A 25,340-nucleotide genomic window follows, 5' to 3' on the forward strand; every position below is an offset into this window, starting at 1 on the left:
GAGGCCTGCTGTCGGGTAACTATACCTGTGGCGCGTGGCCGCCCTGTGCCCTTGCCGGCAGACCCCGGCAAGGAACCGGCCAGTGTTCACGGTCGAGTCGTGCAGGGGAAACCGGCGCCAGTTGCCCCCGGCGCAACGGGCAAGCGGCAAAATGGCGGCCATGCGCAAAACCAAACTGCCTCCCAGCTCTCCCGACGACACGGAGCAGGCGTTCTACGACGCCCTGCAGCAAGCCGACCTCGAGCGACTCATGGCCTGCTGGGCCGACGAGGACGACATCGTCTGCGTCCACCCTGGTGGCCCTCGGATGGTGGGGCATGCTGCGGTGCGTGCAGCTTTCGAGGCCCTGTTTGCCAACGGCAGCGTCAAGGCCCATCCGGAAAAGGTGCGCCGCCTGGATGCGGGCAGTTGCAGTGTGCACAGCGTGGTCGAGCGCGTGGAGGTGTTGAGCGACGACGGGCTGCAGCACGCCTGGGTGGTCGCCACCAACGTCTACGCCAAGACGGCACAGGGCTGGCGCCTGGTGGCCCACCACGCCAGCCCGGGTTCACGCACCGAGCCGCCTGAGGTCACGACCGCGCCGCCGGTCCTGCACTGAGCATTCAACCAGGATGAAACGACCCCCACGCTCGCTTCGCCCGCTGCCCCCCGAGGGAGGCGCGTCCATGGCTTCGGGCGGCCGGGCGCCAGTGACATGAAACGCGAGCCGCTGACCAGTGCGATGGATCACTACCTCGCGCCCTGGTGGCTGCCCGGTGGCCATGCGCAGACGCTGTGGGCAGCGTTGTATGCCCAGCGCCATTTCGGGCCGGCGCCCGTTTGGCAACGCACCCGCTGGGACACGCCCGATGGTGATTTCATCGATGTGGACATGACCGCGCACACCGTCGCGCCTCTCGCACCCTTGCTGGTGTTGTTCCATGGACTGGAAGGTTCATCGGCCAGTCAGTACGCCGTCGCCTTCGCCGACTTTGCCGCATCGCAGGGTCTGGCCTTTGCCGTGCCCCACTTCCGTGGCTGTTCGGGCGAGATCAACCGCGCGCCCCGCGCCTACCATTCGGGTGATTTTCAGGAGATCGATTGGATCCTCAACCGCCTCGCCACCGAGCACCCGGGGCGCCCCTTGCTGGCGGTCGGCATCTCGCTGGGCGGCAATGCGTTGCTGCGCTGGGCAGGCGAGATGGGCGAGGGCGCCGCACACACCGTGCGTGCGGTGGCCGCCGTGTGCTCGCCGCTGGACCTTGCTGCGGGTGGTTACGCCATCGGCCGCGGCTTCAACCGCCTGGTCTACACGCGCATGTTCCTCGCCTCCATGGTGCCCAAGGCCTTGCGCAAGCTGGCGCAGTACCCGGGCCTGTTCGACCGCGAGGCCTTGCTGGCGGCGCGCGACCTCTACACCTTCGACAACCTGTTCACAGCCCCGTTGCACGGGTTTCGAGACACCGAGGATTACTGGGCGCGCGCATCGGCCAAGCCCCTGCTGGCACAGATCCGTGTGCCAGCGCTGGCCCTCAACGCGCTCAATGACCCTTTTGTGCCCGCTGGTTCGCTGCCGAATTCGCAAGACGCCGGACCCTGCGTTACGCTGTGGCAACCGGCGCAGGGTGGGCACGTGGGCTTCCCGGCTTCGCGCCCGCTGCTGCGCAGCCATGTGCGCGCCATGCCCGAAGCCGTCGGTCGCTGGCTGCTGGCGCATCTCTGAAAGCAAACGTCATGGACGACATCGTCAAGGCCGCCCTCGCCAAATGGCCCAACGTGCCGCACTGCTACGGTTGGCTGGGACTCGACGCCCGCGGCAACTGGTACATGCGCGACGACCGTTGCCAGGCCGCCGGCCCGTTTGCGCTGGCCGAGGGCGACGGGGGCGCCGCCAGCAAGGGCTCCCTGCTCAAACACGAGAAGCTCATCGAATTCATCCACCGCAACTACGCCGCGGATGAGCAAGGGCAATGGTTCTTCCAGAACGGTCCGCAGCGGGTGTATGTCGAGCTGGAAAACACACCCTTCATCTGGCGCTTGCAGCCCGGAGGCCAGGTGTGGGCACACACGGGTTCCGATGCCGGCGAGGTCCGGCAAAGCCTGCTGGACGAACAGGGCCGCCTGTATCTCGTGACCGCCATGGGTCCGGGTCTGGTGCACACCAGCGACATGGCGCTGGCGGCCGACGCCGTGGAGCTGGGGCGCTGGGTGCCCGAGCCGGTGCAATGGCTTGCGCTGCCGAACGACTGGGGCTTTGTGCGCAGCCCGCAGCGCTTGCACGCCCCGGAAAGCCGCACAGGCGCTCACCTCCCACGTGACGTGCACGGAACAAGCGGTTGACGACAGACGCAAAAAAGCCGGTCAGTGACCGGCTTTTTTGCAAGGCAGCGGACAAGCCGCGCCGGCTTACTTGACCGCAGCCAGCATGAACTCGACGGCCGACTGGATCTCGGCGTCCGACGCCGTGGAGCCGCCCTTGGGAGGCATCGCGCCCTTGCCATTGATCACGCTGGCGGTCAGCGCTTCCAGGCCGCTGCCCACGCGCGGGCCCCAGGCGGTCTTGTCGCCCAACTTGGGTGCACCGGCCACACCGGCCGCATGGCAGGCCACGCAAGCCTTGTTGTACAGCGCTTCACCGCTGAGTGCGGCGGTGGGTGCGGCAGCGGCGCCGCCGTCAGCGGCCGGGGCTGCGCCCGAAGCCGCCATCGCGGCAGCGATCGTTGCGGCATCACCCAGCACCACGGTGCCCACGCGCTGGATGCGCTGGGCGGTCGCGAGTTCGGGGTCCACCGCGCCGGCGGCCGGCTTGTCGCCGGAGGTGACGTAGTACACCAGGCCGATGATGATGAAGATCGGGGCGACAAACGAGAAAAACGACGTCCAGAGCAACTGGGCAGGGGTTTTGATCGGGCCGGTGTGGGAATCGTGCGCGTGGTCGCTCATGGTGTCCTCAAGAATGGCGGAACGGGGCCAGGATGGGTGGGGCAGGCCGTGCCCGGCCAAGAGCCGGACAGCCCGCGATTATAGCCAAACCCCCCTTGCCGCAGACTTGCACCAAGGCTCGCCTGATAGAATCGAATGCTGTTGCGGCTGTAGCTCAGTGGATAGAGTATTGGCCTCCGAAGCCTATAGTCAGCACCGCAAACCGTACAATCCTGACCATCGGTCTCAAAACAGTCACGCGGCTGTAGCTCAGTGGATAGAGTATTGGCCTCCGAAGCCAAGGGTCGTGGGTTCGATCCCCGCCAGCCGCGCCACACCTCACGTCTACGGTGAGTGACCCCTCACAACGCTGAAGTGGTCAGGTTCTCATCCTTCACCATAGCTGTTGTTTAACGGCACACGCCACAGAGAGACCAATGGTCCATGGGTCTGCGTGGCCGTATTCTGTGCCCTGCATGTGCCACGCTTGTGCCAAGCAATACAGATGCGTTGCAGTCTGTCGGGCGCTACTGACCATTGGTCTTGTGCCGCCCTTTTGGACGCGACATCTGTCGAAACCTTTTGTGCCGCTTTGCAGCGATTGCCGTCATTGGCAACCTAAAGTTGGATTCAAGGTTTTGACCGCAATGCGGTCATTGAGGTCGCAGGATGACTTCGCACGCTATCGTCCCAAGCTGTGTTTTGCGGCACCCCAGTTAGGGGCGTACTCGAGACCGACAGCCGCGAGGTCAGCGGCGACGTCTCCCTGAAGGTGGCGTGTGTTCGGAGCGAAGTACTCCTTGGTGTTAGACGAAGCAAAGACCATGGGGGCCGTCATCCCGGCAGCCCGCAACTGGCTCGCCGCTTCTATGTAGGCCTCGACGATCACGCAGTCTTTCATTGATTCCTTGCTGTTGATTTCCACGTAAATCTGACCCCTCTGGACTGAGTTTTTTCATCCAACTTTGACCCCTTGAGTAAGGTCTCCTGCTTGTTTTTTGAGCAGGAGGGTTCAAGGAGTGATCAACGTGGGAACACTGGCAAAGATCCGCAGGATGCACCTGCGCGATGGCCTTCCAATCAAAGAGATCGAGCGGCGCACGGGCCTGGCCAGAAACACCATCAAGGTGTGGCTGCGCAAGGGCGAGATGGTCCAGCCCAAGTACCCCCAGCGGGTGGTGGTGAGCAAGCTCGACGGCTTTACCGAGACGCTGGCGACCTGGCTCAAGGCCGACCAGCACCGCGGCAAACGCGATCGCCGCACCATCAAGGCCATGTACGAAGCCCTGGCCGAGCAGGGTTACACCGGCGGCTACGGCCGGGTGGCCGCCTTTGCCCGGCGCTGGCGAGAAGAGCAGTCGGGCAAGGTCGGCAAGCCCGCCTTCGTGCCCTTGAAGTTCGCGCTGGGCGACGCGTTCCAGTTCGACTGGAGCACCGAGTACGCCTGGGTGGGCGGCCTGCGCCGGCGCCTGGAAGTGGCGCACACCAAGCTGTGTGGCAGCCGCGCCTTCTGGCTGGTGGCATATCCGACCCAGAGCCACGAGATGCTGTTCGATGCCCATGCCCGGGCGTTTGCCGCCTTCGGCGGCGTGCCCCAGCGCGGCATCTACGACAACATGAAGACCGCCGTGGACAAGGTCGGCGCGGGCAAGAAGCGCGTGATCAATGCGCGCTTTGAAGCCATGACGGGCCACTACCTGTTCGAGCCCGAGTTCTGCAACGTCGCCAGCGGCTGGGAGAAGGGCATCGTGGAGAAGAACGTGCGCGACCGGCGCAGCAGCATCTGGCACAAGGCGCTCAAACAGCGCTGGCCCAGCATGGAAGCGCTCAACGACTGGCTGGCCCAGGAGTGCCGCGCCGCGTGGGCCGAGCTCAACCACCCCGAGTGGCCCACGCTGAAGGTGGCCGACGTGCTGCAGGACGAACAACTGCGCCTCATGCCCAACCCCAAACCGTTTGATGGCTACGTGGAGGTGCTGGCCCGAGTCTCCAGCACGGCGCTGGTGCACCTGCAGCGCAACCGCTACAGCGTGCCGACCGAACACGCCCACGAGGTGGTCAGCCTGCGCCTGTATCCGGATCGCCTGGACGTTGTGGCCGAGAACACCCGCATCGCCAGCCATGCGCGCAGCTTCGAGCGCAGCCAGACCTTCTACGACTGGCGCCATTACGTGAGCCTGATCGAACGCAAGCCCGGGGCGCTGCGCAACGGTGCGCCCTTCGAGACCCTGCCCGAGCCATTGAAGAAGTTGCAGGCCATCCTGCTGCGCCACGAAGGCGGGGACCGGGTGATGGCACAGGTGCTGGCGGCCGTTCCGGTGCATGGGCTGGAGCCGGTGCTGGTGGCGGCCGAGCTGGCGCTGGAGAGCGGCAAGCCCAGTGGTGAGCATGTGCTCAACGTGCTGGCGCGTTTGAAGTCTGGCGGCCAGACGGGCGATGCCCAGGAGGTCAAGACGCCCTTGACGTTGGCGGTGCAGCCGCTGGCCAACGTGCAGCGTTACGACCGGCTGCGCTCGCTCGATGGTGACGACGCCCAAGGAGCGCAGCCATGAGCCAGGCCATCATCACAGCGCTCAAGGCATTGAAGCTGCACGGCATGGCCGCCAACTACCCCGAGGTGGCCGCGCAGGCGCGGCACACCGAGTTCAGTCCTGAGGCATTCCTGGGCCAGTTGCTGCGCGCCGAACAGGCCGAACGCACAGTGCGCTCCATGGCGTACCAGATGGGCGCGGCACGCTTCCCCGCCCACCGCGATCTTGCGGGCTTTGAATTCAGCCAGGCCGGTGTGGACGAAGCACTGGTGCGCACGCTGCATGGAGGCCAGTTCATTGACGCGGCCCACAACGTGGTGCTCATCGGCGGACCGGGTACGGGCAAGACCCACCTGGCCACGGCCATCGGCATCGAAGCGATCCAGCGTCACGGCAAACGGGTGCGGTTCTTCTCGACGGTGGAACTGGTCAATGCGCTGGAGCTGGAGAAGAGCCAGGGCAAGGCCGGGCAGTTGGCTCACCGGCTGGTTTACATGGACCTGGTGATCCTCGATGAACTGGGTTACCTGCCGTTCAGCCAGGCCGGTGGTGCCTTGCTGTTCCACCTGATCTCCAAGCTCTACGAGCGCACCAGCATACTGATCACGACCAACCTGAGCTTCGGGGAATGGAGCCAGGTGTTCGGCGACGCGAAGATGACGACGGCGCTGCTGGACCGGCTGACCCACCACTGCCACATCGTGGAGACAGGCAATGAAAGCTGGCGGTTCAAACACTCCAGCGCTGCAGCAAAGACAGGCCCGAGAAAGAAGCCCCGGACGGCCCAGAACGGCACGACTGAGAAAGGAGAAGCCGATGCACCAGCGGTAGACTTATCCACAGACGCGTAGCTCGGCTACACCCCAACAGGTGGGGTCAATATTGGATGGAAAGCCGGGGTCAGGATTGCGTGGAATTCAACATGGCTTCGCCAGGGAGGTTCCGCCTGGCTGCTGCTGCCTGCAGCGGCGTGTCTGGTGCTGTTCGCGTGGCTTCTGACCCCACACGATGCGGCCTCGGGCCGGGTGTACGCCGCCTATGGCGGCGTCTACATTGGTACCGCCATCGCGTGGTTGTGGGCCGTGGATGGTGTCCGCCCCTCCAGCTGGGACGTGGCAGGTGCGGCAGTGGCCCTGTTGGGTATGGTCTGGACTCAACGTCCCTCGGCTTCGAGGCCACACCCAGCCAGTACAGCCGGACCGAGGACGAGCAGCACAGCAGTGCGCAATCGGTTGTCGGTCATCAAGGACTCACAGGGTAACCGCGACCGTCCTTGCTGGCACTAGCCGGCCACCCAGTTCTCGATTTCAAGTGCAGGAACCCGCTCGAACTCTGCCGTGTTGTTGGTGACCAGGACCAGCCCTTCGCTTCGCGCATGCGCGGCGATATGCAGATCGTTGATGCCGATGGGGCGCCCCTGCTTCTCCAGGTGGGCACGGATGGAGCCATAGTGCTGGGCCGCCTTCAAACCATAGGGAAGTACCTCCAGGCGGCTGCAGAAATCCTCAATGGCCGCCAGGTTCTCGGTGACTCTGGAGCTCTTTTCGGCGCCGTGCATGAGTTCAGCCAGGGTGATGGAAGAAATGGCCATCCGGCTGGCGTTCGCGTTGAAAACCGAGAGCACCTCGATCGGGCGCCTCTTGAGGACATAGATGACGATGTTGGTGTCCAGCAAATAGCGCAGCATCAGAGAGCTTCCCGGTCGGCTTGCTGCTGGCTGGCGCGTTCCACCAGGAAGTCGTCAGTCACCGTCGGACCATCCAGGAAAAAGCTGTCCCAAGTCTGGCCGATGGGCGCAATGATGCGCTCGTTGCCCTTGGCTCGGATCTCCACTTTTTTGACGCCTTCGGGCAGTCGGACGTCCAAGGGCAAACGAACCGCCTGAGTGCGGTTGTTGATGAAGACCGTACCGATGGACATAAGAACCCCCTGAACCCATGTATACAGCATAAGTATATGGCTGGTTAGACGCTTGTCAAGATCAGCGTTTGCCTGTGCGCCAGATGCCAATGCATGCCTGGTTCCTGCCAAAGGAAGCGAGGTGGACCGATGGTCGTCCCATGCAAGAAGGGCATGACTGGACAGATCGAGCTGATCTGCGTAAAGTGGACAGTAAGTTGTGACGATAGGTCTCCATCTGTCCAGACATATGGTTCGAGGTATTGGCTGTTTTCTCTCTGTTAACGCCTCTTCTGGACTTTCGGTACAACGCCAAACCATCTGACATACCAGATGGTTTGCTAGTCTCCGAAGCCAAGGGTCGTGGGTTCGATCCCCGCCAGCCGCACCACCATCACAACGACTGACCTGGGTTCCGTGTGGCCCATGCGTCGGTCCAGCAAGGCCCTCTCGGGCTGTTCATCCAGTCGGGACGCAACAGGGACCTTCACGGATGACCCAATTCAGTTTCGAATTTGACCCGCCCAAGCCCACGGAGCCGCCAGCCGCGGCCCCCGTTGCCGCGCCGGAGTCGCTGGATCTGGAGCAGATGGCCCGGTTGCTGGAGCAGCACGCCGACTACCGCGTCCTGCGCCGCCTCGTGCCCTGCATGGATTTCGGTCCGCATCCCGGCCAGCCGGGCGCCGTCCTGCGCGTGCTGGTGCTCGATACCGAAACCACCGGGCTCTCCCATCAGACCGACAAGGTCATCGAACTGGCCATGTTGCTGGTGCAGGTGGACGCCGACACGGGTTTGCCGTGGGGGCCGGTTGAGGTCTTTGAAGGTTTCGAAGACCCCGGCATGCCGATTCCGCCGGTGGCACAGGCCGTGACGGGCATCAGCGACGACATGGTCAGGGGTCAGCGCCTGGACGACGAACAGGTCGCGGCCATGGTGTCGAGGGCCGACCTGATCGTGGCGCACAACGCCGGGTTTGACCGGCCCTTCGTGGAGGCCCGTTTTCCCTGCTTCGCTGCCAGATCCTGGGCCTGTTCGTTCATGGACATCGACTGGAAAGCGGCCGGTTCGGGATCGTCCAAGTTGAGTGCGCTGGCCAACGACCAGGGCTGGTTCTACGACGCACACCGCGCCCAGGTGGATTGCCATGCCTTGCTGCAGGTGCTGAGCCAACCCGTTGGTCCCGGCGCCACCGCGGGCCTGAGCCAACTGATCACAGCCGCTTCGTTGCCCAGCTTCAAGCTGCGGGCGACGGGTTCACCCTTCGAGTCCAAAGACAAGCTGAAGGCCCGGGGCTACCGGTGGGATGCAGACGCCAAAGTCTGGTACTGCACGCTGGCGAGCCAGACGCTGCTGGATGCCGAGCTGGCATGGCTCAAGGCCGAGGTCTATGGGCGGCGCAGCGCGCGGCTGGACATCGAAGCGATGGACAGCACCGTGCGTTATTCAGCGAGACCCGGTCGCACCGTTGAACAGGGCTTGTAGGTCCGTGTTCACGCCGACTCCCAATTCGATCGCAGCGCCTCGGCCTCGGTGCGGTACAGCCGCAGCAGTTCGCCTTCGGGCAGTTCGCCCGCCTTGCGCAGCAGCGCCTCCACCGGCAGTTTCAGACCCACCAGGTGCAGTGCAATGCCCTGGCTGGTCAACTGCGTGCGCAGGCGGCCGAAGGCCTCCACGCCGGTGGCGTCGATCCAGTTGATCGGGTGCGCGAACAGCATCACGTGGCGTGTCTGCGGTTGCTGGGTGAGGTGTTGCGTGATGGCCAGTTCGAAGCCGTTGACGGTGGCGAAGTCCAGCGCCGCGTCCATGCGCAGCGCGTAGGTGTGCTCGTTCAGCGGCGGCAGTTGCCAGAGGTGGCGGTCACGCAGGCTGCCGTCGGTGTGCAGGCCCACTTCGATGATGCGTGGGTGCAGTCGCAGGTAGAGAAAGTGCGACAGCGCCATCAGCATGCCCGCGAGCACGCCCCAGTAGAGGCGTGGCGCGGACAGAACCGTGATGGCAAATGTCAGCGCTGCCGTGACCGCTTCCACCCGCGAGAGCCGCCACAGCTTCAAGAAGGCGCGCGGCCGGATCAGGCCGGCCACCGCCACGACCACGATCGCCGCCAGCACCGCCAGCGGCACATAGGCCAGCAGCCGCGTCAGCAGCAACAGCGTGAGCAGCACCACCAGCACCGAGAACACCGTGGCCCAGCCGGTGCGCGCGCCAGCGTACAGATTCAGCGCCGAACGCGAAAACGACGAACTGGTGGGAAACGCACCCACCAGCCCTGAAGCCAGCTTGGCCAGGCCCTGTCCGATCAGGTCCTGGTTCTGATCCCAGCGCTGGCCGCGCTCGCCACTGTCCACCTTGGCACTTGATGCGGTTTCCAGAAAGCTCACCAGGGTGATCACCAGCGTGGGCAGCAGCAGCTGACCCAGCGTGTCCCAGCCCGGCCAGCCCGGTACAAACAGCCCGGGAAGCCCCTGGGGCAGATCGCCGATCACGGCGCCGCCCGAGGCCTGAAAATCCGTCCAGAAGCTCAGACCCGCGGCGCCCACCACCAGCAGCAGCACGCTGGGAAAGCCCGGCCGGAAACGCCGCGCTGCGATCAGAACCGCCGCCGCGCCCAGGCCATAGGCCAGTGTGGCCAGGTGCCATGCTGGTGGCGACAGCAGCACCGCCCAGCCCGCGTCGAACCCCAGCATGGCGGGCAGTTGCGAGCCGATGATCAGGATGGCAGCGCCCTGCGTGAACGCCATCAGCACCGGGGAATTCACCAGATTGAGCAACCAGCCAAAACGCGCGAAACCCAGCACAATCTGCAGCAAACCCGAGAGCAGCGCCAGCCAGACGGCCAGTTCGATCCACCGCGCGCTGCCCGGTTCGGCCAGGCCCGTGAGCGAGGCACTCACCAGCAGACAGGTCAGTGCCGTGGGACCGACCGACAGCCGCACCGAGGCGCTGAACAACACCGCCACCAGCGCCGGCAGCATCGATGCGTAAATGCCCGTGACCAGCGGCATGCCGGCCAGCGCCGCGTAGGCCACGCCTTGCGGAATCACCATCAGCCCCACCGTCAGCCCGGCCAGCGCTTCGCTGCGCAGCAGGGCGGCATCGGGACGCGGCCAGTTCAGAAAAGGAAAGATGCGGTGCAGGCGGGACATGGGCAATTATTGGCGATGGCACGAATGGTACGTGTCAGCGGCAGCAGTCTCACCGGCGCGAAATGCCCAGAACCGGAATGCGGTGGAACCGGCCTTGCCGGTCCACTCGCATGGCCCCTGAGGGGTCTAGCGGCGCAGCCGCTGCGGGGGGCGCCTACCTCGCTGGCATGTCCTTGACCCCGTAGCCCAGGCTCACCGTGGCATCGGGTGGAATCGGCGGCATGGTCGCGTCCCAGGCCAGCCACTGTTCACGCATGTCGGCCAGGCGCTGCGGCTCGCGTTTCGCCAGGTTGGCGCGCTCACGTGCGTCGGCCGGGATGTTGAACAGGTATTCGTGACCATCCACCATCAGGTACTTCCAGTCGCCTTCGCGCAGCGCGCGCTGGCCGCGGTGGTTCATGCGCCAGTGCATGGGCCGCTCGAAACGCTGCGCCGGATCGCGCAGCAGGGCTTCGAGCGACACGCCGTCGAGCGGGTAATCGGGGTGCGGCTGGCCGCCACCGAGCGCGAGCAGGGTGGCGGACCAGTCCATGGTCATGGCGTGCTGTTCGCTCACGCTGCCGGCGGGGATGGCCGCGGGCCAGTGCGCAACCCAGGGCACGCGGATGCCACCTTCGGTCAGGTCCATCTTGCCACCCACCAGCGGCCAGTTGTCGGAAAAGCGTTCGCCGCCGTTGTCGCTGGTGAAGACGATCAGCGTGTTCTCCAGCAGGCCTTCTTCGCGCAATGCGGCCGTGATCCAGCCGATGCCTTCGTCCATGTGGTGGATCATGCGGCGGTAGGCGTTCACGCTGCCGCCGTCCAGGTGGAACAGGTTCTTCGCCACCTCGGGCGCCACGTGCGCGTCGTCGCGCGTTTCCCAGGGCCAGTGCGGCGCGGTGTAGTGCAGGCTCAGGAAGAAGGGCGTGCCCGCGCGGGCATCGGCCGCACGCGCCTTCACATGCTCGACCGCCTTGTTCGAGAACACGTCGGTCAGGTAGCCGACCTCCTTGTGGGTGTCTTCACCGATGTAGAGGTCGTGGTCGCCGCTGGACGAGCAGTGGGTGAAGTAGTCCACGCCGCCGGCCATGATGCCGAAAAATTCTTCGTAGCCCGAGCGCAGCGGGCCGAAGTGCGGCGGATAGCCCAGGTGCCATTTGCCAACCAGCGCGGTGCGGTAGCCCGCATCTTTCAGCAGCGAAGGCAGGGTGGGCATCTCGGGCGGCAGGCCCAGCGTGGCGCTGCCCTTGCTGCGGCTGTTGATGGGCTCTTCCAGCGCGCCGCGCAAGCGGTACTGGTAGCGCATGGTGATCATGGCAAAGCGCGTGGGCGAACACACCGGCGAGTTGGCGTAACCCTCGGTGAGCTTCAGGCCACCGGCGGCGAGCGCGTCGATGTTCGGCGAGACCGGGCCGTCCGGCCCTTCGCGGCCGCCGTAGCAGCCGAGGTCGGCGTAGCCCAGGTCATCGCTGACGATGTAGATGATGTTGGGGCGGCTCATGGAGGGTCAATTCGATGTGATGCCGGTGGCGCGCACCACCTGGCCGTAGCGCGCCGACAGATCGGCCAGGCGCTGGGCAGCGGCGGCGCCGGTCAGGCCTTCGTAGAACAGGTCCAGCTTGACCAGGCGCTCCTTCGCGTCGGGGCGCTGCAGCGCCTCGGTGATGCCCTTGGCCAGGGCCTGAACCACCGCGTCGGGCGTGGCCGCCGGCACCATCACCAGGTACAGCACTTCCTGCTCCAGGCTCTTGAGACCCAGCTCGGCCACGGTGGGCAACTGGGGCGCCAGCCGGGAACGTCGCGCACTCGTGACGGCCAGCGCGGTGATCTTGCCGCTCTGCACGTGCGGCAGCATGCCCGGCGTGGCCAGGATGCCACCGTCCACCTCGCCGCTCAGCACGGCCGTCACGGCCGGCGTGTTGCCGCGGTAGGGGATGTGCGTGGTCTTGATCGGCGTGCTGTTGCCCAGCATCGCCGCGGCCAGGTGGCCCGGGCTGCCGTTGCCGGCCGAGCTGAAATTCAGGCTCTTGCTTCGCCCCTGGCTCAGCAGGTCGCCAAAACTCTTGATGCCGGTGCGCGGGTTCACGCCCAGCAGCAGGCCCGACGACGCCATGATCACCACCGGCTTGAGGTCGGTGGGCTTGAACGGCATGGCCGGGTACAGGTGCGGGTTGATGGTGAAGGTGGTGTCGATGCCGAACAGCACCGTGTAGCCATCGGCCGGGCTCTTGGCCACCTGGTCGGCGCCGATGTTGCCGGCCGCACCGGCCTTGTTTTCCACCACGAAGGGCTGCTTGAGCGTTTCCTGCAGCGTGGCCGCCACCGAGCGCGCCAGGATGTCGGCCGGACCGCCGGGCGGGAAGTTGTTGATGAACTTCACCGGCTTGGCCGGGTAGGCGTCCTGCGCGTGGGCGGTGTTCAGGACCGCGCCCAGAGCGGCGCTCAGGGCCAGGGCGGCGAGGGTGGTGCGGCGTGAGAGGTTCGAGGTTTTCATGGGCATGTTCAGTCCAGTTGGATGCCGGTGGCCTTGATCGGGCCTTCCCAGCGTTGCAGATCGGTTTTCTGGGCAGCGGCCAGCTCGGCGGGCGTGGAGCCCACCGGTTCGTAACCCTGCTCCAGCAGCTTGGCCTTCAGCGCGGGCGTGCGCACGGCCCTGGCGACGGCGGCACTCAGCCTGTCGCGCACCTCGGGCTTCAGGCCGGCCGGGCCGTACATGGCGAACCAGGCGGTGGCCACCATGTCCACGCCCTGTTCCTTGAGCGTGGGCACCTCGGGCACCTGCGGGTCGCGCTGCGCGCCGGTCACGGCGATGATGCGCACCTTGCCCGCGCGGTGCAGCTCGGCGGTCTCGGTCACCACGTCGAACTTGTAGTCGATGTGGCCACCCAGCAGCGCCGTGTTGGCCGGGCCACCGCCCTGGAAGGGCACGTGCGTCAGCTCGGCGCCCGCCTTCTGGCCGAACATCACACCCATGAAGTGCGGCAGCGTGCCCTGGCCGGGTGTGCCGTAGGTGCTCTTGCCCGGCGCCGCCTTGGCCTTGGCCAGCATCTCGGCCACGTTCTTCACGCCCGCCGACGGCCCGGCCACCACGCTGAACTGGAAATGCGCCAGCAGCGAGATCGGGGTGAAGTCCGCCACGGCGTCGTAGTCCAGCTTCTTGTAGACGTGCGGGAACAGCACCATCGGCCCGCTGGGCAGCAGCACCACGGTCTGGCCGTCGGCCGGTGCGCGCTTGACCGTGCTCAGCGCGATACGGCCGCCCGCGCCGGGCTTGTTTTCCACGATGACCGATGAAAAGTCGTTCTTCAGCCCCTCGGCCATCAGCCGGGCCAGCAAATCGGCCGAACCGCCGGGCGGGAAGCCGACGACGATCTTCAGCGGCGCCGCCGGGGTCTGCGCGAAGGCGGGGAGGGCCAGTGCGGCCGTGGCCAGTGTGATGGCTGTGAACTTGCGTCGTTGCATGCTGGTCTCCTGATTGATGTGCATCAAACGGGTGTTTCCCCGCTGGAATCCCGGATGCTAGGCATTCACAATCAATTGCAGAAATCAATCGTTCCCGGTGTTTTCCCTGAGACTGTGACCATGCACCTTCCCGACCGGGTCAGCGATCCGCAACGACAGGGCGATCTGCTGCTGTACCGGCTACACCGCATCCAGAGCACCGCTGGTCGGCTGGTGGTGCAGCTGTGCGAGAGCGAGTTCGGCATCACGCGGCGCGAGTGGCGCGTGCTGTCGGTGCTGAACGAACACGAAGGTGTGTTGTCTTCCGTGCTGGCCGAGCACGCCATGCTGGACCGCGCCCGCACCTCGCGCGCGCTGACCTCGCTGGTGGCGAAGAAGCTGATCACGCGTCAGCCACGCCCGTCGGACCGGCGCGAGGTGCACGTGTTCCTGACCGACGAAGGCCGGCACATGTACGCCCAGATCCTGCCGCGTGTGATGGCGATCAACCGCGAACTGGTGTCCGGTCTCTCGGCCCTGCAGCGCCAGCAGCTCGACGAGGTGGTGAATGCCCTGCAGGCGCAGGCCGGCCGCATGCTGGCGGCGTCGAAGGTCCGGCTGCCGCCGCCGGACGGTGGCGACTGAGGTTTCGCCCAGGGCCTGCGCCCGCTGTGGCGCTCAGTCCCGGCTCAGTCCCGCGACGATTCGTAGACCAGCACCGCCGCGGCCAGGTCTTCCAGCGCCGTGCCGACCGACTTGAACACCGTGCGTTCCTGCTCGTTCTTGCGCCCGGTGGCCACGCCCTTGGCCAGCGTGGTCAGCGTGCCGCGCACATCGTCGGCACGCAACACGCCGTGCTGCATCGGCACCAGCAGGTCGCCGCTTTTCTGCAGCGCCTCGTCGGTGTCGACGAACAGGCGCGCGCCCTCGAAGCAGGCGTCGTCGGCCTCGCGCATGGCGGGCGTGAAACCGCCGATCAGGTCCAGGTGCGAGCCGGGGGCGAGCCAGGTGCCGCGCACCAGCGGTTCGTTGGACAGCGTCGCGCAACTCACGATGTCGGCCTCGCCGCAGGCGGCCGCCAGATCGGTGCTGGCAAAGGCGGGCAGACCCGCCTCGCGCACCTGCGCAGCCATGGCCTGCGCCTCGCCAGGGCGCCGCGCCCACACCGTCACGCGTTCGATCGGTCGCACCGCGCGGTAGGCGGCGGGCAGCAGTTGCGCGACCCGGCCCGCACCCACCACCAGCAGGTGCTTGGCATCGGTGCGCGCCAGGTAAGACGCCGCCAGCGCCGAGGCTGCCGCCGTGCGGCGTTGCGTGATTTCGTCGCCGTCAATCTGCGCCAGAGGCACGCCGGTGCGCGCGTCGAACAGCAGGTAGCTGCTGTGCAGGCCGGGCAGGCCGCGCTTGGCGTTGCCGGGCACGATGTTGACGATCTTCACGCCGTAGTACTTCCCTGGCAGCCAGGCGGGCATGATCAGCGAGGTCATGCGCCGGCTGGCGAGGTCGCCACCGCCTTCGCCCGCAGGGCTGGTGATTTCGTGGACGTGGCGGGCCGGCACTTCGCAACCGCCCGCGAAACGCTCGCGCAGCGCGGCGATCAGTCGGTCAAAGGGCAGGGCAGCACGGGTGGCGTTCGCTTCATAAACTTGCATCATCCGATGGTAGCGCCTGCCCGACCCCGTTCGAGGTCCGGCCTGCGTGCACCCGCCTCTGTGCGGGTGGGCGCTTGCTACCAGTGCGCGTGGATCCGCCCCTCGACCACCCTGGACTCGAAGCGCTTGAGCGGGCTGTTGCCCTTCTTGATGCAGGCACCGCTGTGGGCATCGAACTCCCACTGGTGCTTGGGACAGGTCAGGGTGCCGTCCTGGAGGGCCAGCTCGGGAATGTCGGTGCTCTGGTGCGGGCAGCGGCTGTCGAACACGTTGTAGGACTGCTGGTCCCGGTAGACGAACAGACCCCGGCCGTCGCATTCCGTGCGGACCACCGCGCCATCTTCCATCTCGGCGCTGTCCATCACGTCGTGCCACCGGGCGGTCTGGGTGAGAACCTCCGGATCGAACTCGGGGATGTTCATTGCCAGGATGATGTCCACCGCCCAGACGATCTTGGCCAGCCCCAGCGTGGGAAAGGCCATCAGCAGCGCGTCCAGCACCTCCATGGGGGTGCAGCCCTCGCGCAGCGCACGGCCCAGGTACTGCTTGAAGCCGCGTTCGGTCTGTGCATCGACCTTGGTGATGACCGAGATCAGGTTCCGGGTCTTGGGGTCGAGGTGTTTGCCCGCGTCCTTGAGGAAGGCGAAGTAGTGGCTCAGCGCGTCGGGCCGGGCCTTGAGCAGGTAGTTCAGTGCGTCACTCATGGTCAATTGCTTTCGGTTGTCAACAATGCAGAACCAGCACCGGGTGCTCGGTCAGGCCCATCACCTTCTGCGCCACGCCGCCCACCAGGGCGCGGCCAATGCGGCCGTCGTCCCGGCTGCCCATGACGATCAGGTCGGACCGGCTCTCGGACGCCGAGGCCAGAATTTCGGTGAAGGGCTTGCCACAGCGCACCTCGCCCCGGGCGTCCACGCCACCCTGCCCGGCGAGCGCCAGCATTTCCGTGATGAAGGCATCGGCCTGGGGACGCATGCCTTCCGTGGGGACCACGGTCACCAGATGCAGCGGCAGGCTGCACTGGGCCGCCACCGCGACCCCGACGGCGAACACCTGGCGCCCTTGCGGGCTGGGCTCGGCGGCCACCAGCACGCGCTGGCTCCACATGCGGGCACCGCGCGGCACGATCAGCACATGGCAGGGCGCGTGTGCCACCACCTTGCTGACCATCTCGCCCACCAGCAAATTGGCCAGGAAGCTGCGCTTGCCGCGCCGGCGGATGATGATCAGGTCGCTGGCCTGTTCCCGGGCTTCCTGCACGATCTCCTGGTAGGGCTCCTCCCCGCGGCGCAGGCGCAGATCGATCGTCACGCCGGCGGCGCCGGCGAGTTCGCGCAGATCGGCAATGCGCATCGCCGCCTCGCTCTCGGCGCGGGCCGCGATCTGGGGGGCCAGGGCCTCGTACTCCGGGTTGCTGACCAGGGGCATGACCGTTTGCAGCGGCAGCTGGCAGCGCGTGGCCATGCCGAAGGCCACGCTTTCGGCGCCGGTGTCGTAGGCCGTGTGTTCGGTGGCCAGCAGCAGGCGGGTGAAGAGATGGCCCATGCTCAGTGCCCTCCCGTCAGCACACCGGAAGCGGCCAGCAGGATCACCGCCGCCACCAGAAGGCAGATCGCGGCGTAGGCGTGATCGCGCCGCTTCAGGTACAGCGGAATCAGGCCCAGCAAGGGCGCCAGCGAGCAGCCCGCCAGCAGGGCAATGCCGACGAGGTTGGCCATGTCGCCCTTGTGGGCCAGCGCCAGCCAGCCCCAGCCTGTGGGCGTGTCGGTGCGCTGCAGGAATTCACCCACTGGCAGGTTCCACAGGCCGGGGAGATCCTCCAGCGGGACATGAGGCGGCAACAGCCCGGTCAGGTAGGCCACAAAACTGAGGAACAGCGCCGCGACGCCGAGGCGTGTGCCCCAGTCGAGAATCCAGGCGTAGCGCGCGGCCTCGGCTTGTTGTTGCTGGGCGTTCGTGGGTGGTGGGGTGTTCATGGCGAGGTCGCTTTCAGGCCCAGATGCCCAGACCCTTGAGCAGGGCCCGGATGCCCGCAAACAGCAGCAGGGCAATGACCATCCGGCGGATGATCGACGCTTTGAGCACATGCAGCAACCGGGCGCCCAGGCGCGCACCCAGCATCATGCCCACCACCGACGGCACGGCGATCATCGGCAGCACCGCACCCCGGTTCAGGTAGACCCAGGCGGCGGACGAGTCCACCAGCGACAGCACCAGTCCCGATGTGCCCGCGGACACCTTGAGGGGTGCACCCATCAACAGGTTGAGCGCCGGCACATTGGCCCAGCCCGCGCCGATGCCGAACATCCCGGCCATGACGCCGATGACCAGGAACAGGACCAGCCCCATGGGCGTGCGGTGGACCTGCCAGTCGATGGAGCGCCCCGATGCGCCGTCGATGAACACGCCGTGAATGCCCAGGGCGGACGACAGGCGGTCCGGTTGCGGCACGTGAGGAAACTCCGATTTTTTGGACACCAGCATCAGCGCCACGATGCCCAGCACGATCACACCCAGGGCGGTCTGGATCGCCGCGGCAGGCAGGGCCAGGCCCAGCAGCGCGCCGGCAATGGAACTCATGCAGGCCAGCAAGGCCAGCGGCAGCGCCAGGCGCAGGCTGGCCAGGCCGCCCCGAAGCAGGAAGGGCCCGGCGGCCAGGGCACTCGCCAGCGCTACCAGCAGACCGGCGCCGCGCACAAAATCGAGATGGAAGGGAAAGAAGCCGCCGATGATGGGCACGAACAGCGTGCCGCCGCCGATGCCGGCGGGCACCGCCACGATGCCGATGAGGAAGCAGGTGACGAACAGGGCCAGTGGCCAGAACCACCACGGCATCGCACTCCCGGGCACCACGCTGTCGCCGGCGAACGCGAGGTCGGGCAGCATGAACAACCAGCCCCAGGCCACGCAGGCTTTCAAAACGGGCATCAACGACGCAGGGGTCAACCGGGGCATGGTGGACCGCATTCAGGAAATGGTCTGGTAGTACAGGTTTTGCGGGTGGTTCGCCTGCGCAAAAAAGTACCAGCGCTCGGCCAGCAAGCCCAGGTACTGCAGGGCAAAGGCCGCCAGCAGCCAGGCCGTGGATGCGCTGGACAGGGCCAGCGCCAGACACAGCAGTGGCAAGGGAAACACCAGCAGCAGGAAGACCCATTTCACCGAGCGCAGCAAGGTCGCGCTCTGGCCGTGGAAGAACTCCCGTGTGTTGAACGAGCCACCCATGAAGCCCTGCGCCTTTTGCACGATGCGCGGGTGCTTGATGCCGATGGCGCTTTGCAAGGACGATTTGGGTTTGAGTCGGGCGTTGCGCACCAGCGAGGCGCCGCGTGAGACCGCGGCCAGCAGCGTCAATCCAATGGCCGCGATCGCGTAGGGGGGCACCAGGTCGGGCATGCCCAGCAGGGCCGCGAGCAGCGTGGCCAGGGTGAGGCCCGAAGCACAACCCAGCAGCAGGTAGTTCAACAAGGTCAGCGGGCTGGCCCACTCCTGCAGGAAGCGGACCGAGGCGTAGATCATCGCGGTACAGACGAACAGCGCCAGGCTGAGCAGGGCGGTCAGCGCGCCGATCAGCACGGTCTGGGTCCAGCCCAGATACTGGGCGCTGCCGTACACCAACAGCCCCAGCATGAAGAAGGGCAGGGCAATCACCTCGCGCGACAGCCAGGATGTGCGCCACATGGCGGCCGAGCGCCAGGCGCGCTCGGGGCGACCCAGGTGGAAGAACGAGGCGATCAGCCCCAGCCCCGTCAGCACCAACGCCACCAGACTGCCCAGGAACAGGAACTGCCGGCCGGCGGCGGCGTCGGTTTCGGACAGGAGCGTCAGCTCGGCGCCGTACAGCGCAAAAAACAGCCCTTGCGCGGCACCGATCAGCGTCGTCAGGAAAATGACCGAAAAAGCGGGTCTCATGGTGTGGGGTGTCTGCGGTTCAGGTGGCGAAATCTTCGTGTCCCGGGTCGCGGTGGGCGGCGTCGGCGGGTCGGCTGTCGATCTTCAGCGGGTTGTCCACGCGCTCCAGATCTTCGGCATGGATCCGCATCTCCGTCTTGCGCCGGGGCAGGTAGTGGTTGGCCGGGCGGGTGCCCCATTCGGGCATGAGCTGGTAGCCCCCGCGCTCGGCGATGGCCTGGGAAACCACGGACGCCGGGTCGTGCACGTCGCCAAACAGGCGTGCGTTGGACGGACAGGCCAGCACGCAGGCCGGCTTGCGCTCGCGCTCGGGCAGGGCCTGGTCGGTGACGCGGTCCACACACAGGGTGCACTTGGTCATGACCTTGCGCTCTTCATCGAACTCGCGCGCGCCGTAGGGGCAGGCCCAGGTGCAGTACTTGCAGCCGATGCATTTGTCGTAGTCGACCAGCACGATGCCGTCTTCGGCACGCTTGTAGCTCGCACCGGTGGGGCAGACCGGCACGCAGGGCGGGTCTTCGCAGTGCAGGCACGACTTGGGGAAGTGCACCGTCTGCGTGATGGGAAACTCGCCCACTTCGAAGGTCTGCACCCGGTTGAAGAAGGTGCCGTTCGGGTCGGCCCCATAGGGATTCAGGTCGGTCAGCGCACCGGCCGTGCCCGAGGTGTTCCACTGTTTGCAACTCGTCACGCAGGCGTGGCAGCCCACGCACACGTTGAGGTCGATCACCAAGGCCAGCTGGGTCATTTGCGTCCCCCCTTGCCGGCAAACCAGGCCTGCCAGCGGGCAGGGGCCGCCTCGACCCCAGGCGCTCTGGGCACGGCCTTGAACTGCGGCCAGCTGTGCTCGGGCTCATCGGCCTGTGCCTTGTAGATGCGCACGCGCACGTCGTACCAGGCGGCCTGTCCGGTGATCGGGTCCGAGTTGGACAGGGATGCTCCGGCGCTGGATGGGGGCAGCTCTTCCGAGATCAGGTGGTTGAGCAAAAATCCGCGCTGCGATTCGTTGGCGTCCGGCGTCAGATTCCAGGCGCCGGCGGACTTGCCGATGGCGTTCCAGGTCCAGACCGTGCCGGGCTCCACGGCCTCCGAATAGCGGCACATGCAGCGCACCTTGCCCCAGGGCGACTCCACCCACATCCAGCCGCCATCGGCGATGCCTTCGGCGCTGGCGGTTTTGGGATTGACGAACAGGTAGTTGTGCGTGTGGATCTGGCGCAGCCAGGCGTTCTGCGAGTCCCAGGAGTGGTACATCGCCATCGGGCGCTGGGTGATGGCGTTGAGCGGGTATTTGACGGTGTCGGTGGCCTGCTCTTCCAGTGGCACGTAGTAGAACGGCAGCGGGTCGAAGTAGGTCTCGACGCGTTTGCGCAGGTGCTCAGGCGGCTGCTTGCCAGGGCGCTTGCCCTGGGCCGCGCGCCGGAAGCCTTGCAGGAATTCGGAGTAGATGTGGATGACGATCGGATCCTTGTCGCGTCGCAGGCCCATCTGCTGTGCCCACTCCATGTAGCCCCGGTTCCAGTTGCGCATGTACTGGTGTTCGGGTGGCATCTGGTAGTGGAAGACGCAGTTGTTCTTCTCGTACATCTCCCACTGTTTCGGATTGGGCTCGCCCCGCATCGACTTCTCGCCCGCCTTGCCCCGCCAGCCCGCGAGGAAGCCGATGCCCGAGCCGGGCGCGGTTTCGTAGTTGACGATGAAGTCCGGGTAGTTGCGGAACTTGCGGTTGCCGTCGGCCTGCGTGAATGCGGGCAACTTGAGGCGGCCGGCCAGTTCGACCAGCACTTCCTGGAAGGGTTTGCAGTCGCCCTTGGGCGGCACCACCGGGATGCGCACCGCGTCCACCGGGCCGTCGAACTCGGAGATCGGGCGGTCCAGCATGGACATGCAATCGTGCCGCTCCAGGTAGGTGGTGTCGGGCAGCACGAGGTCGGCAAAGGCCGTCATCTCCGACTGGAAGGCATCGCAGACCACCAGGAACGGGATCCTGTATTCCCCGCTGTGTTCGCCCTCGGTGTGCTTGTCGTTCAGCATCTTGCGCACTTCGGCGGTGTTCATGGTGGAGTTCCACGCCATGTTCGCCATGAAGATCAGCAAGGTGTCGATCGGGTACGGGTCACCGCGCCAGGCGTTGGTGATGACGTTGTGCATCAGGCCGTGGGCCGACAGCGGGTGTTCCCAGGAGAAGCCCTTGTCGATCCGCACCGGCTGGCCCTGGGCGTCCACGAACAGGTCGTCCGGGCTCTCGGGCCAGCCCAGCGGCGCGCCATCGAGCGGCGTGTCGGGCTTGACGGCCTGCGGTCCCTTGGGCGGGCGGGCATTGGGCGGCACGGCGCGCGGATACGGTGCCTTGTGCCGGAAGCCACCCGGGCGGTCGATGGTGCCCAGCAGCGACATCAGGATCGCCAGCGAGCGGATGGTCTGGAATCCGTTGGAGTGCGCCGCCAGCCCGCGCATCGCGTGAAAGGCCACCGGGTTGCCCTTGACCGAGGGGTGGCGTTTTCCCCAGCTGTCGGTCCAGGCGATCGGCAGCTCGATCTTCTGGTCGCGCGCGGTGATGCCCATCTCGTGGGCCAGGCGCCGGATGGTTTCTGCCGGGATGCCGGTGATGCCCTCGGCCCACTCGGGGGTGTAGACCTTCACGCGCTCCTGCAGCAGCTGGAAAGATGGCACGGCGGCGGTGCCGTCGGGCATCTTGAAGTGCCCCAGCAACGCCGGGTCTGCGCCCTCGGCGTGATCGGCGACCGGGCTGTCGGTGAGCCGGTCCCACCAGTGGAAGTTGGCCGGCCGCAGCGGGTTCACGGTGTCGCCGTCGGCCTTGCGCAGGAACATGCCGAAGTCGTCGCTGGCCGCGTCCTGGTTCACCAGCTGACCGGCGTTGGTGTAGCGGGCCAGGAACTCGCGGTCGTACAGGCCGAGCTTGATGAGTTCGTGGATCAGCGCCAGCAACAGGGCGCCGTCGGTGCCGGGTTTGATGGGCACCCACTCGTCGGCGATGGCGGAATAGCCGGTGCGCACCGGGTTGATCGACACAAAGCGCCCGCCGTTGCGCTTGAACTTCGACAGCGCCATCTTCATCGGGTTGGAGTGGTGGTCTTCGGCCGTGCCGATCATCACGAACAGCTTGGCGCGCTCCAGGTCCGGGCCGCCGAACTCCCAGAAGGATCCGCCGATGGTGTAGATCATGCCGGCGGCCATGTTGACCGAGCAGAAGCCGCCGTGCGCCGCGTAGTTGGGGGTGCCGAACTGGCGCGCAAACAGGCCGGTCAGGGCCTGCATCTGGTCGCGCCCGGTGAACAGGGCGAACTGCTTGGGGTCGGTGGAGCGGATCTTCTGCAGCCGCTGCTCCAGCATCGAGAAGGCGGCTTCCCACTCGATCTCGACAAACTCGCCGTCGCCGCGTTCGCTGCCGGGCTTGCGCAGCAGCGGCTTGGTGAGACGGGCCGGCGAGTACTGCTTCATGATGCCCGACGAACCTTTGGCGCAGATCACGCCCTGGTTCAGCGGGTGCTCGGGATTGCCCTCGATGTAGCGCACCTCGCCGTTGCGCAGGTGCACCCGGATGCCGCAGCGGCAGGCGCACATGTAACAGGTGGTGTTGCGCGTCTCGGTGGTGGCTCCCGCCAGTGGGGGGCTGCAGGGGTCGTGAAGCGGCGTGGCAGACATGCGTGGGGTGTTTTTGCTAAAGATGAAGCCATGCAAACCGTCCACCCTCGCTTCGCACAGGCCGGACTGTCAGTAGGGTCTTATTAAAGACAGGGGGGGCATCCCCGTCTATTACCGACACGGGTAAGCCGGCATCACCCATATGGGTAGCGTGACCGGCAGCCGCCGTCGCCTGGTTTCCCAATCGGCACTAACAGCAGATGCGCTCACGCGCCTTGGGGTTTTCAGCATGCATTAGCGCATGCTTGTGGACTAATATGGTTCGGACTCCTTGCCTGACCTGGGTCTACCCTCAACATGCCAACGCTTTCCGCCTCCCCTGCACAAGCCAGCGCCGACATCCCGGGCGTGATGGTGCCAGGTGTTGCGTCTGGCGATCTGGAGTTGTTGCTCCAGCGCTTTCTGGGGCCCATACTTGATCTCGCCGGGGCACAGGCTGGCGCCGTGCGGGTGGTGACCGATGACGGGCTTCACATGCGGCTGGTGGCGCAGCAGGGCCTGCCGCAGCATGTGCAGGAGGCCGAGCAACTGGTGGATCGCGGGTGCGGCATGTGCGGCACCGCGGTGGGCGCCGACGTGCTGGGCTGGGTGGACGATCTGCGTTCCTGTGACCGGCAAGGCGGCGGGCACTATTTCGGTGGGCAATGCAAAGGTGTGCTGGCCATCTCGCTGTCGCACGCCGATCAGGTGCTGGGCATCTACAACCTGTTTTTTGAGTCCAGGGTCCAGATCCCGCCGACGACGCAGACCATCCTGCGTCTGATCGGGCAGCTCCTGGGCCTGTCGCTGCACAATGCCCGGATCGAGCGCGAGCGTCTGCGGCTGACCGTGATGAAGGAACGCCAGGAAATGGTGAACGAAGTGCACGATGCCATTGCGCAGACGCTGGCCTACGCGAGGATGCGCCTGCCGCTGCTGAACGATGCGATGCTGGCCCACGACGACCCGAAAGCCATCAAGTACTTCTCGGACGTCAAGCAGGCGGTGGGGGAGGTGCATGACAACCTGCGCGAGGTCATGACCTATTTCCGCACCCGCATGGACCCGCTGGGGCTGCTGCACGCGCTCCAGGGCATCGCCGCCGAATTCTTCGGTCGCAACGGTATCTCGCTGGAGATCCGGAACACGGTCCGGCACCTGAACCTGTCCGACGCCCAGGAGGTGCAGGTGTTTCACATCGTGCAGGAATCGCTGGCCAACATCGCCAAGCACTCCATGGCCCGCCATGCGGTGGTCGCCATCAACAAGACCCCCGCAGGCCTCGAATTCGTGATCGAGGACGATGGCCTGGGCATGGCCGCGCCGGGCGTCTCCACCATCGTGACCACGGCCAAGGGGCTCTCGGCGTCCACCCATTTCGGGCTGGAGATCATGCAGAGCCGGGCCCAGCGCCTGGGGGCGAGCCTGGAGGTCGGCGAAAACGCCGGTGGCGGTACCCGCGTGCGCCTGCTGCTGCCCACGGCACCCGCCACCACCGCAGAACACACACCATGACGACGCCCGCCACACAGGCCATGCAGACCCGGGTGATGCTGGTGGACGACCACGCCATGTGCCGAAGCGGGCTGTCCGAGTTGTTGCAGAACCGCAGCGGCATGGTCGTGGTCGCGGCCACCGGGGATCGCGCGCAGGTGATTCCCTTGCTGCGCGAGTGCCAGCCCGAGCTGATGATCCTCGACCTGAGCCTGGGCGCGGTCGATGGTCTGAGCGTCTTGCGCACGGTGCGCACGGAGGGTATTGATGTGCCGGTGGTCGTGCTGACCATGAGCGACAGCGAAGACGACCTGTCGGCGGCACTGCGTGCCGGCGTGCGGGGCTACCTGCTCAAGGACATGGACCCCGATGACGTGATCGAATCCATCGGCCGTGCCGCACGCGGCGAGCTGGTGGTGGCCCCGGCGATGGCCGCCAAGCTGGCCCAGATGTGGCAGAGCGGACAGAAAGGTTCGGTCAAGCGCGACCTGGTGGACACGCTGACCGAGCGGGAGCGACAGGTGCTGGACCATGTGGCGCGCGGCAAGAGCAACAAGGTGATCGCGCAGGCGCTGGACATCAGCCACAACACCGTCAAGCTGCACGTGCGCCACATCATGGCCAAGCTCGACCTGGGTTCGCGCGTGGAAGCGGCCGTGTTTGCGTTCGAGCACCGCACCTCGGCCGAACATCCGGGCAAGGGCGGCGAGCCGGAGAGCCCCTCGGGGCGCCGGTCTTCCTGAAA

At 66.2% G+C, this 25,340-nt stretch carries 24 protein-coding genes, 1 tRNA gene and 1 pseudogene; 11 read left to right on the forward strand and 15 right to left on the reverse strand.

All coding sequences use genetic code 11. The features are described 5' to 3' along the window. Positions 1-160 precede the first annotated feature (160 nt). The 3 genes from AC23D4_RS16635 to AC23D4_RS16645 all read left to right on the forward strand — a co-directional run bounded on the left by AC23D4_RS16635 (position 161) and on the right by AC23D4_RS16645 (position 2,319). A complete protein-coding gene (locus tag AC23D4_RS16635) occupies positions 161-598 on the forward strand; it encodes a YybH family protein (protein WP_472890299.1) in 438 nt (145 codons plus the stop codon). Between the two features lie 96 nt (positions 599-694). Further along, positions 695-1,702: a YheT family hydrolase gene (locus AC23D4_RS16640; RefSeq protein ID WP_472890298.1), complete on the forward strand. Its 1,008-nt coding sequence runs from the start codon at positions 695-697 to the stop codon at positions 1,700-1,702. Between the two features lie 11 nt (positions 1,703-1,713). Next, positions 1,714-2,319, forward strand: a complete 606-nt coding sequence (locus tag AC23D4_RS16645) for a DUF2946 family protein (protein WP_472890297.1) — start codon at positions 1,714-1,716, stop codon at positions 2,317-2,319. Positions 2,320-2,385: 66 nt separating this feature from the next. Here AC23D4_RS16645 and AC23D4_RS16650 read toward each other — a convergent pair whose 3' ends face one another. After that, positions 2,386-2,922 carry a c-type cytochrome gene (locus AC23D4_RS16650; RefSeq protein ID WP_472890296.1) on the reverse strand — a complete coding sequence of 179 codons (537 nt, stop codon included), beginning with the start codon at positions 2,920-2,922 and terminating at the stop codon, positions 2,386-2,388. A gap of 238 nt (positions 2,923-3,160) precedes the next feature. Here AC23D4_RS16650 and AC23D4_RS16655 point away from each other — a divergent pair. From AC23D4_RS16655 to AC23D4_RS16670, 4 genes and pseudogenes are all read left to right on the forward strand, one after another. Next, a tRNA-Arg gene (locus AC23D4_RS16655) sits at positions 3,161-3,236 on the forward strand. Between the two features lie 693 nt (positions 3,237-3,929). Next, complete coding sequence (gene istA, locus AC23D4_RS16660) at positions 3,930-5,453, forward strand: IS21 family transposase (RefSeq protein ID WP_472890615.1); 1,524 nt, start codon at positions 3,930-3,932, stop codon at positions 5,451-5,453. Continuing rightward, positions 5,450-6,283, forward strand: a complete 834-nt coding sequence (istB, locus tag AC23D4_RS16665; RefSeq protein WP_472890616.1) for an IS21-like element helper ATPase IstB — start codon at positions 5,450-5,452, stop codon at positions 6,281-6,283. The genes istA and istB overlap by 4 nt, the downstream gene beginning before the upstream one ends. Before the next feature lie 72 nt (positions 6,284-6,355). Further along, positions 6,356-6,577, forward strand: a pseudogene (locus AC23D4_RS16670) (YnfA family protein); the annotation flags it as partial. 137 nt (positions 6,578-6,714) lie between these two features. Here AC23D4_RS16670 and vapC read toward each other — a convergent pair. Then, a complete protein-coding gene (gene vapC / locus AC23D4_RS16675) occupies positions 6,715-7,119 on the reverse strand; it encodes a type II toxin-antitoxin system tRNA(fMet)-specific endonuclease VapC (RefSeq protein ID WP_472886702.1) in 405 nt (134 codons plus the stop codon). Then, on the reverse strand, positions 7,119-7,352 hold the full coding sequence (vapB, locus tag AC23D4_RS16680; RefSeq protein ID WP_472886703.1) for a type II toxin-antitoxin system VapB family antitoxin: 234 nt from the start codon (positions 7,350-7,352) through the stop codon (positions 7,119-7,121). Before vapB ends, vapC begins: the two co-directional genes overlap by 1 nt. A 472-nt stretch (positions 7,353-7,824) precedes the next feature. On the opposite strand from vapB, the gene AC23D4_RS16685 reads away from it, so the two are divergent. After that, entirely contained in the window at positions 7,825-8,814 is a 990-nt protein-coding gene (locus AC23D4_RS16685; RefSeq protein ID WP_472886704.1) for a 3'-5' exonuclease, read from the forward strand. An 8-nt stretch (positions 8,815-8,822) separates the two neighbouring features. Here the strand turns inward: AC23D4_RS16685 and AC23D4_RS16690 are convergent, their stop codons facing one another. The 4 genes from AC23D4_RS16690 to AC23D4_RS16705 form a co-directional block, all read right to left on the reverse strand. Then, a complete protein-coding gene (locus AC23D4_RS16690; RefSeq protein WP_472886705.1) occupies positions 8,823-10,475 on the reverse strand; it encodes a SulP family inorganic anion transporter in 1,653 nt (550 codons plus the stop codon). Between the two features lie 154 nt (positions 10,476-10,629). Further along, complete coding sequence (locus tag AC23D4_RS16695) at positions 10,630-11,955, reverse strand: sulfatase family protein (RefSeq protein WP_472886706.1); 1,326 nt, start codon at positions 11,953-11,955, stop codon at positions 10,630-10,632. 6 nt (positions 11,956-11,961) lie between these two features. Next, entirely contained in the window at positions 11,962-12,948 is a 987-nt protein-coding gene (locus AC23D4_RS16700; protein ID WP_472886707.1) for a Bug family tripartite tricarboxylate transporter substrate binding protein, read from the reverse strand. 8 nt (positions 12,949-12,956) lie between these two features. Beyond that, positions 12,957-13,916, reverse strand: coding sequence for a Bug family tripartite tricarboxylate transporter substrate binding protein (locus tag AC23D4_RS16705; RefSeq protein ID WP_472886708.1), 960 nt, complete (start codon positions 13,914-13,916; stop codon positions 12,957-12,959). 120 nt (positions 13,917-14,036) lie between these two features. Between AC23D4_RS16705 and AC23D4_RS16710 the strand changes: the two genes are divergently transcribed. Beyond that, positions 14,037-14,540 (forward strand): MarR family winged helix-turn-helix transcriptional regulator, encoded by a 504-nt coding sequence (locus tag AC23D4_RS16710; RefSeq protein WP_472886709.1) that lies wholly within the window; start codon positions 14,037-14,039, stop codon positions 14,538-14,540. Between the two features lie 44 nt (positions 14,541-14,584). On the opposite strand, the gene lhpI is transcribed toward AC23D4_RS16710, so the two are convergent. The 8 genes from lhpI to AC23D4_RS16750 form a co-directional block, all read right to left on the reverse strand. Next, entirely contained in the window at positions 14,585-15,547 is a 963-nt protein-coding gene (gene lhpI, locus AC23D4_RS16715) for a bifunctional Delta(1)-pyrroline-2-carboxylate/Delta(1)-piperideine-2-carboxylate reductase (protein WP_472886710.1), read from the reverse strand. Positions 15,548-15,624: 77 nt separating this feature from the next. Next, complete coding sequence (locus AC23D4_RS16720) at positions 15,625-16,251, reverse strand: Rieske 2Fe-2S domain-containing protein (RefSeq protein WP_472886711.1); 627 nt, start codon at positions 16,249-16,251, stop codon at positions 15,625-15,627. Between the two features lie 19 nt (positions 16,252-16,270). Further along, the gene (locus AC23D4_RS16725) at positions 16,271-17,092 is read right to left on the reverse strand and encodes a universal stress protein (RefSeq protein WP_472886712.1); all 822 of its coding nucleotides are present in this window, start codon (positions 17,090-17,092) and stop codon (positions 16,271-16,273) included. 2 nt (positions 17,093-17,094) lie between these two features. Next, entirely contained in the window at positions 17,095-17,523 is a 429-nt protein-coding gene (locus AC23D4_RS16730; RefSeq protein WP_472886713.1) for a hypothetical protein, read from the reverse strand. 13 nt (positions 17,524-17,536) lie between these two features. Continuing rightward, positions 17,537-18,475, reverse strand: a complete 939-nt coding sequence (locus tag AC23D4_RS16735) for a sulfite exporter TauE/SafE family protein (RefSeq protein ID WP_487623635.1) — start codon at positions 18,473-18,475, stop codon at positions 17,537-17,539. A 39-nt stretch (positions 18,476-18,514) separates the two neighbouring features. After that, complete coding sequence (locus tag AC23D4_RS16740) at positions 18,515-19,456, reverse strand: dimethyl sulfoxide reductase anchor subunit family protein (RefSeq protein WP_472886715.1); 942 nt, start codon at positions 19,454-19,456, stop codon at positions 18,515-18,517. 19 nt (positions 19,457-19,475) lie between these two features. Beyond that, entirely contained in the window at positions 19,476-20,204 is a 729-nt protein-coding gene (gene soeB, locus AC23D4_RS16745) for a sulfite dehydrogenase subunit SoeB (RefSeq protein WP_472886716.1), read from the reverse strand. After that, positions 20,201-23,122 carry a molybdopterin oxidoreductase family protein gene (locus AC23D4_RS16750; RefSeq protein WP_472886717.1) on the reverse strand — a complete coding sequence of 974 codons (2,922 nt, stop codon included), beginning with the start codon at positions 23,120-23,122 and terminating at the stop codon, positions 20,201-20,203. Before AC23D4_RS16750 ends, soeB begins: the two co-directional genes overlap by 4 nt. Positions 23,123-23,419: 297 nt before the next feature. On the opposite strand from AC23D4_RS16750, the gene AC23D4_RS16755 reads away from it, so the two are divergent. Continuing rightward, a complete protein-coding gene (locus AC23D4_RS16755) occupies positions 23,420-24,616 on the forward strand; it encodes a GAF domain-containing sensor histidine kinase (RefSeq protein WP_472886718.1) in 1,197 nt (398 codons plus the stop codon). Next, complete coding sequence (locus AC23D4_RS16760) at positions 24,613-25,338, forward strand: response regulator (RefSeq protein WP_472886719.1); 726 nt, start codon at positions 24,613-24,615, stop codon at positions 25,336-25,338. Before AC23D4_RS16755 ends, AC23D4_RS16760 begins: the two co-directional genes overlap by 4 nt. The last annotated feature ends 2 nt before the right edge of the window (positions 25,339-25,340 follow it).

It is taken from the genome of Hydrogenophaga sp. L76, assembly GCF_057654755.1.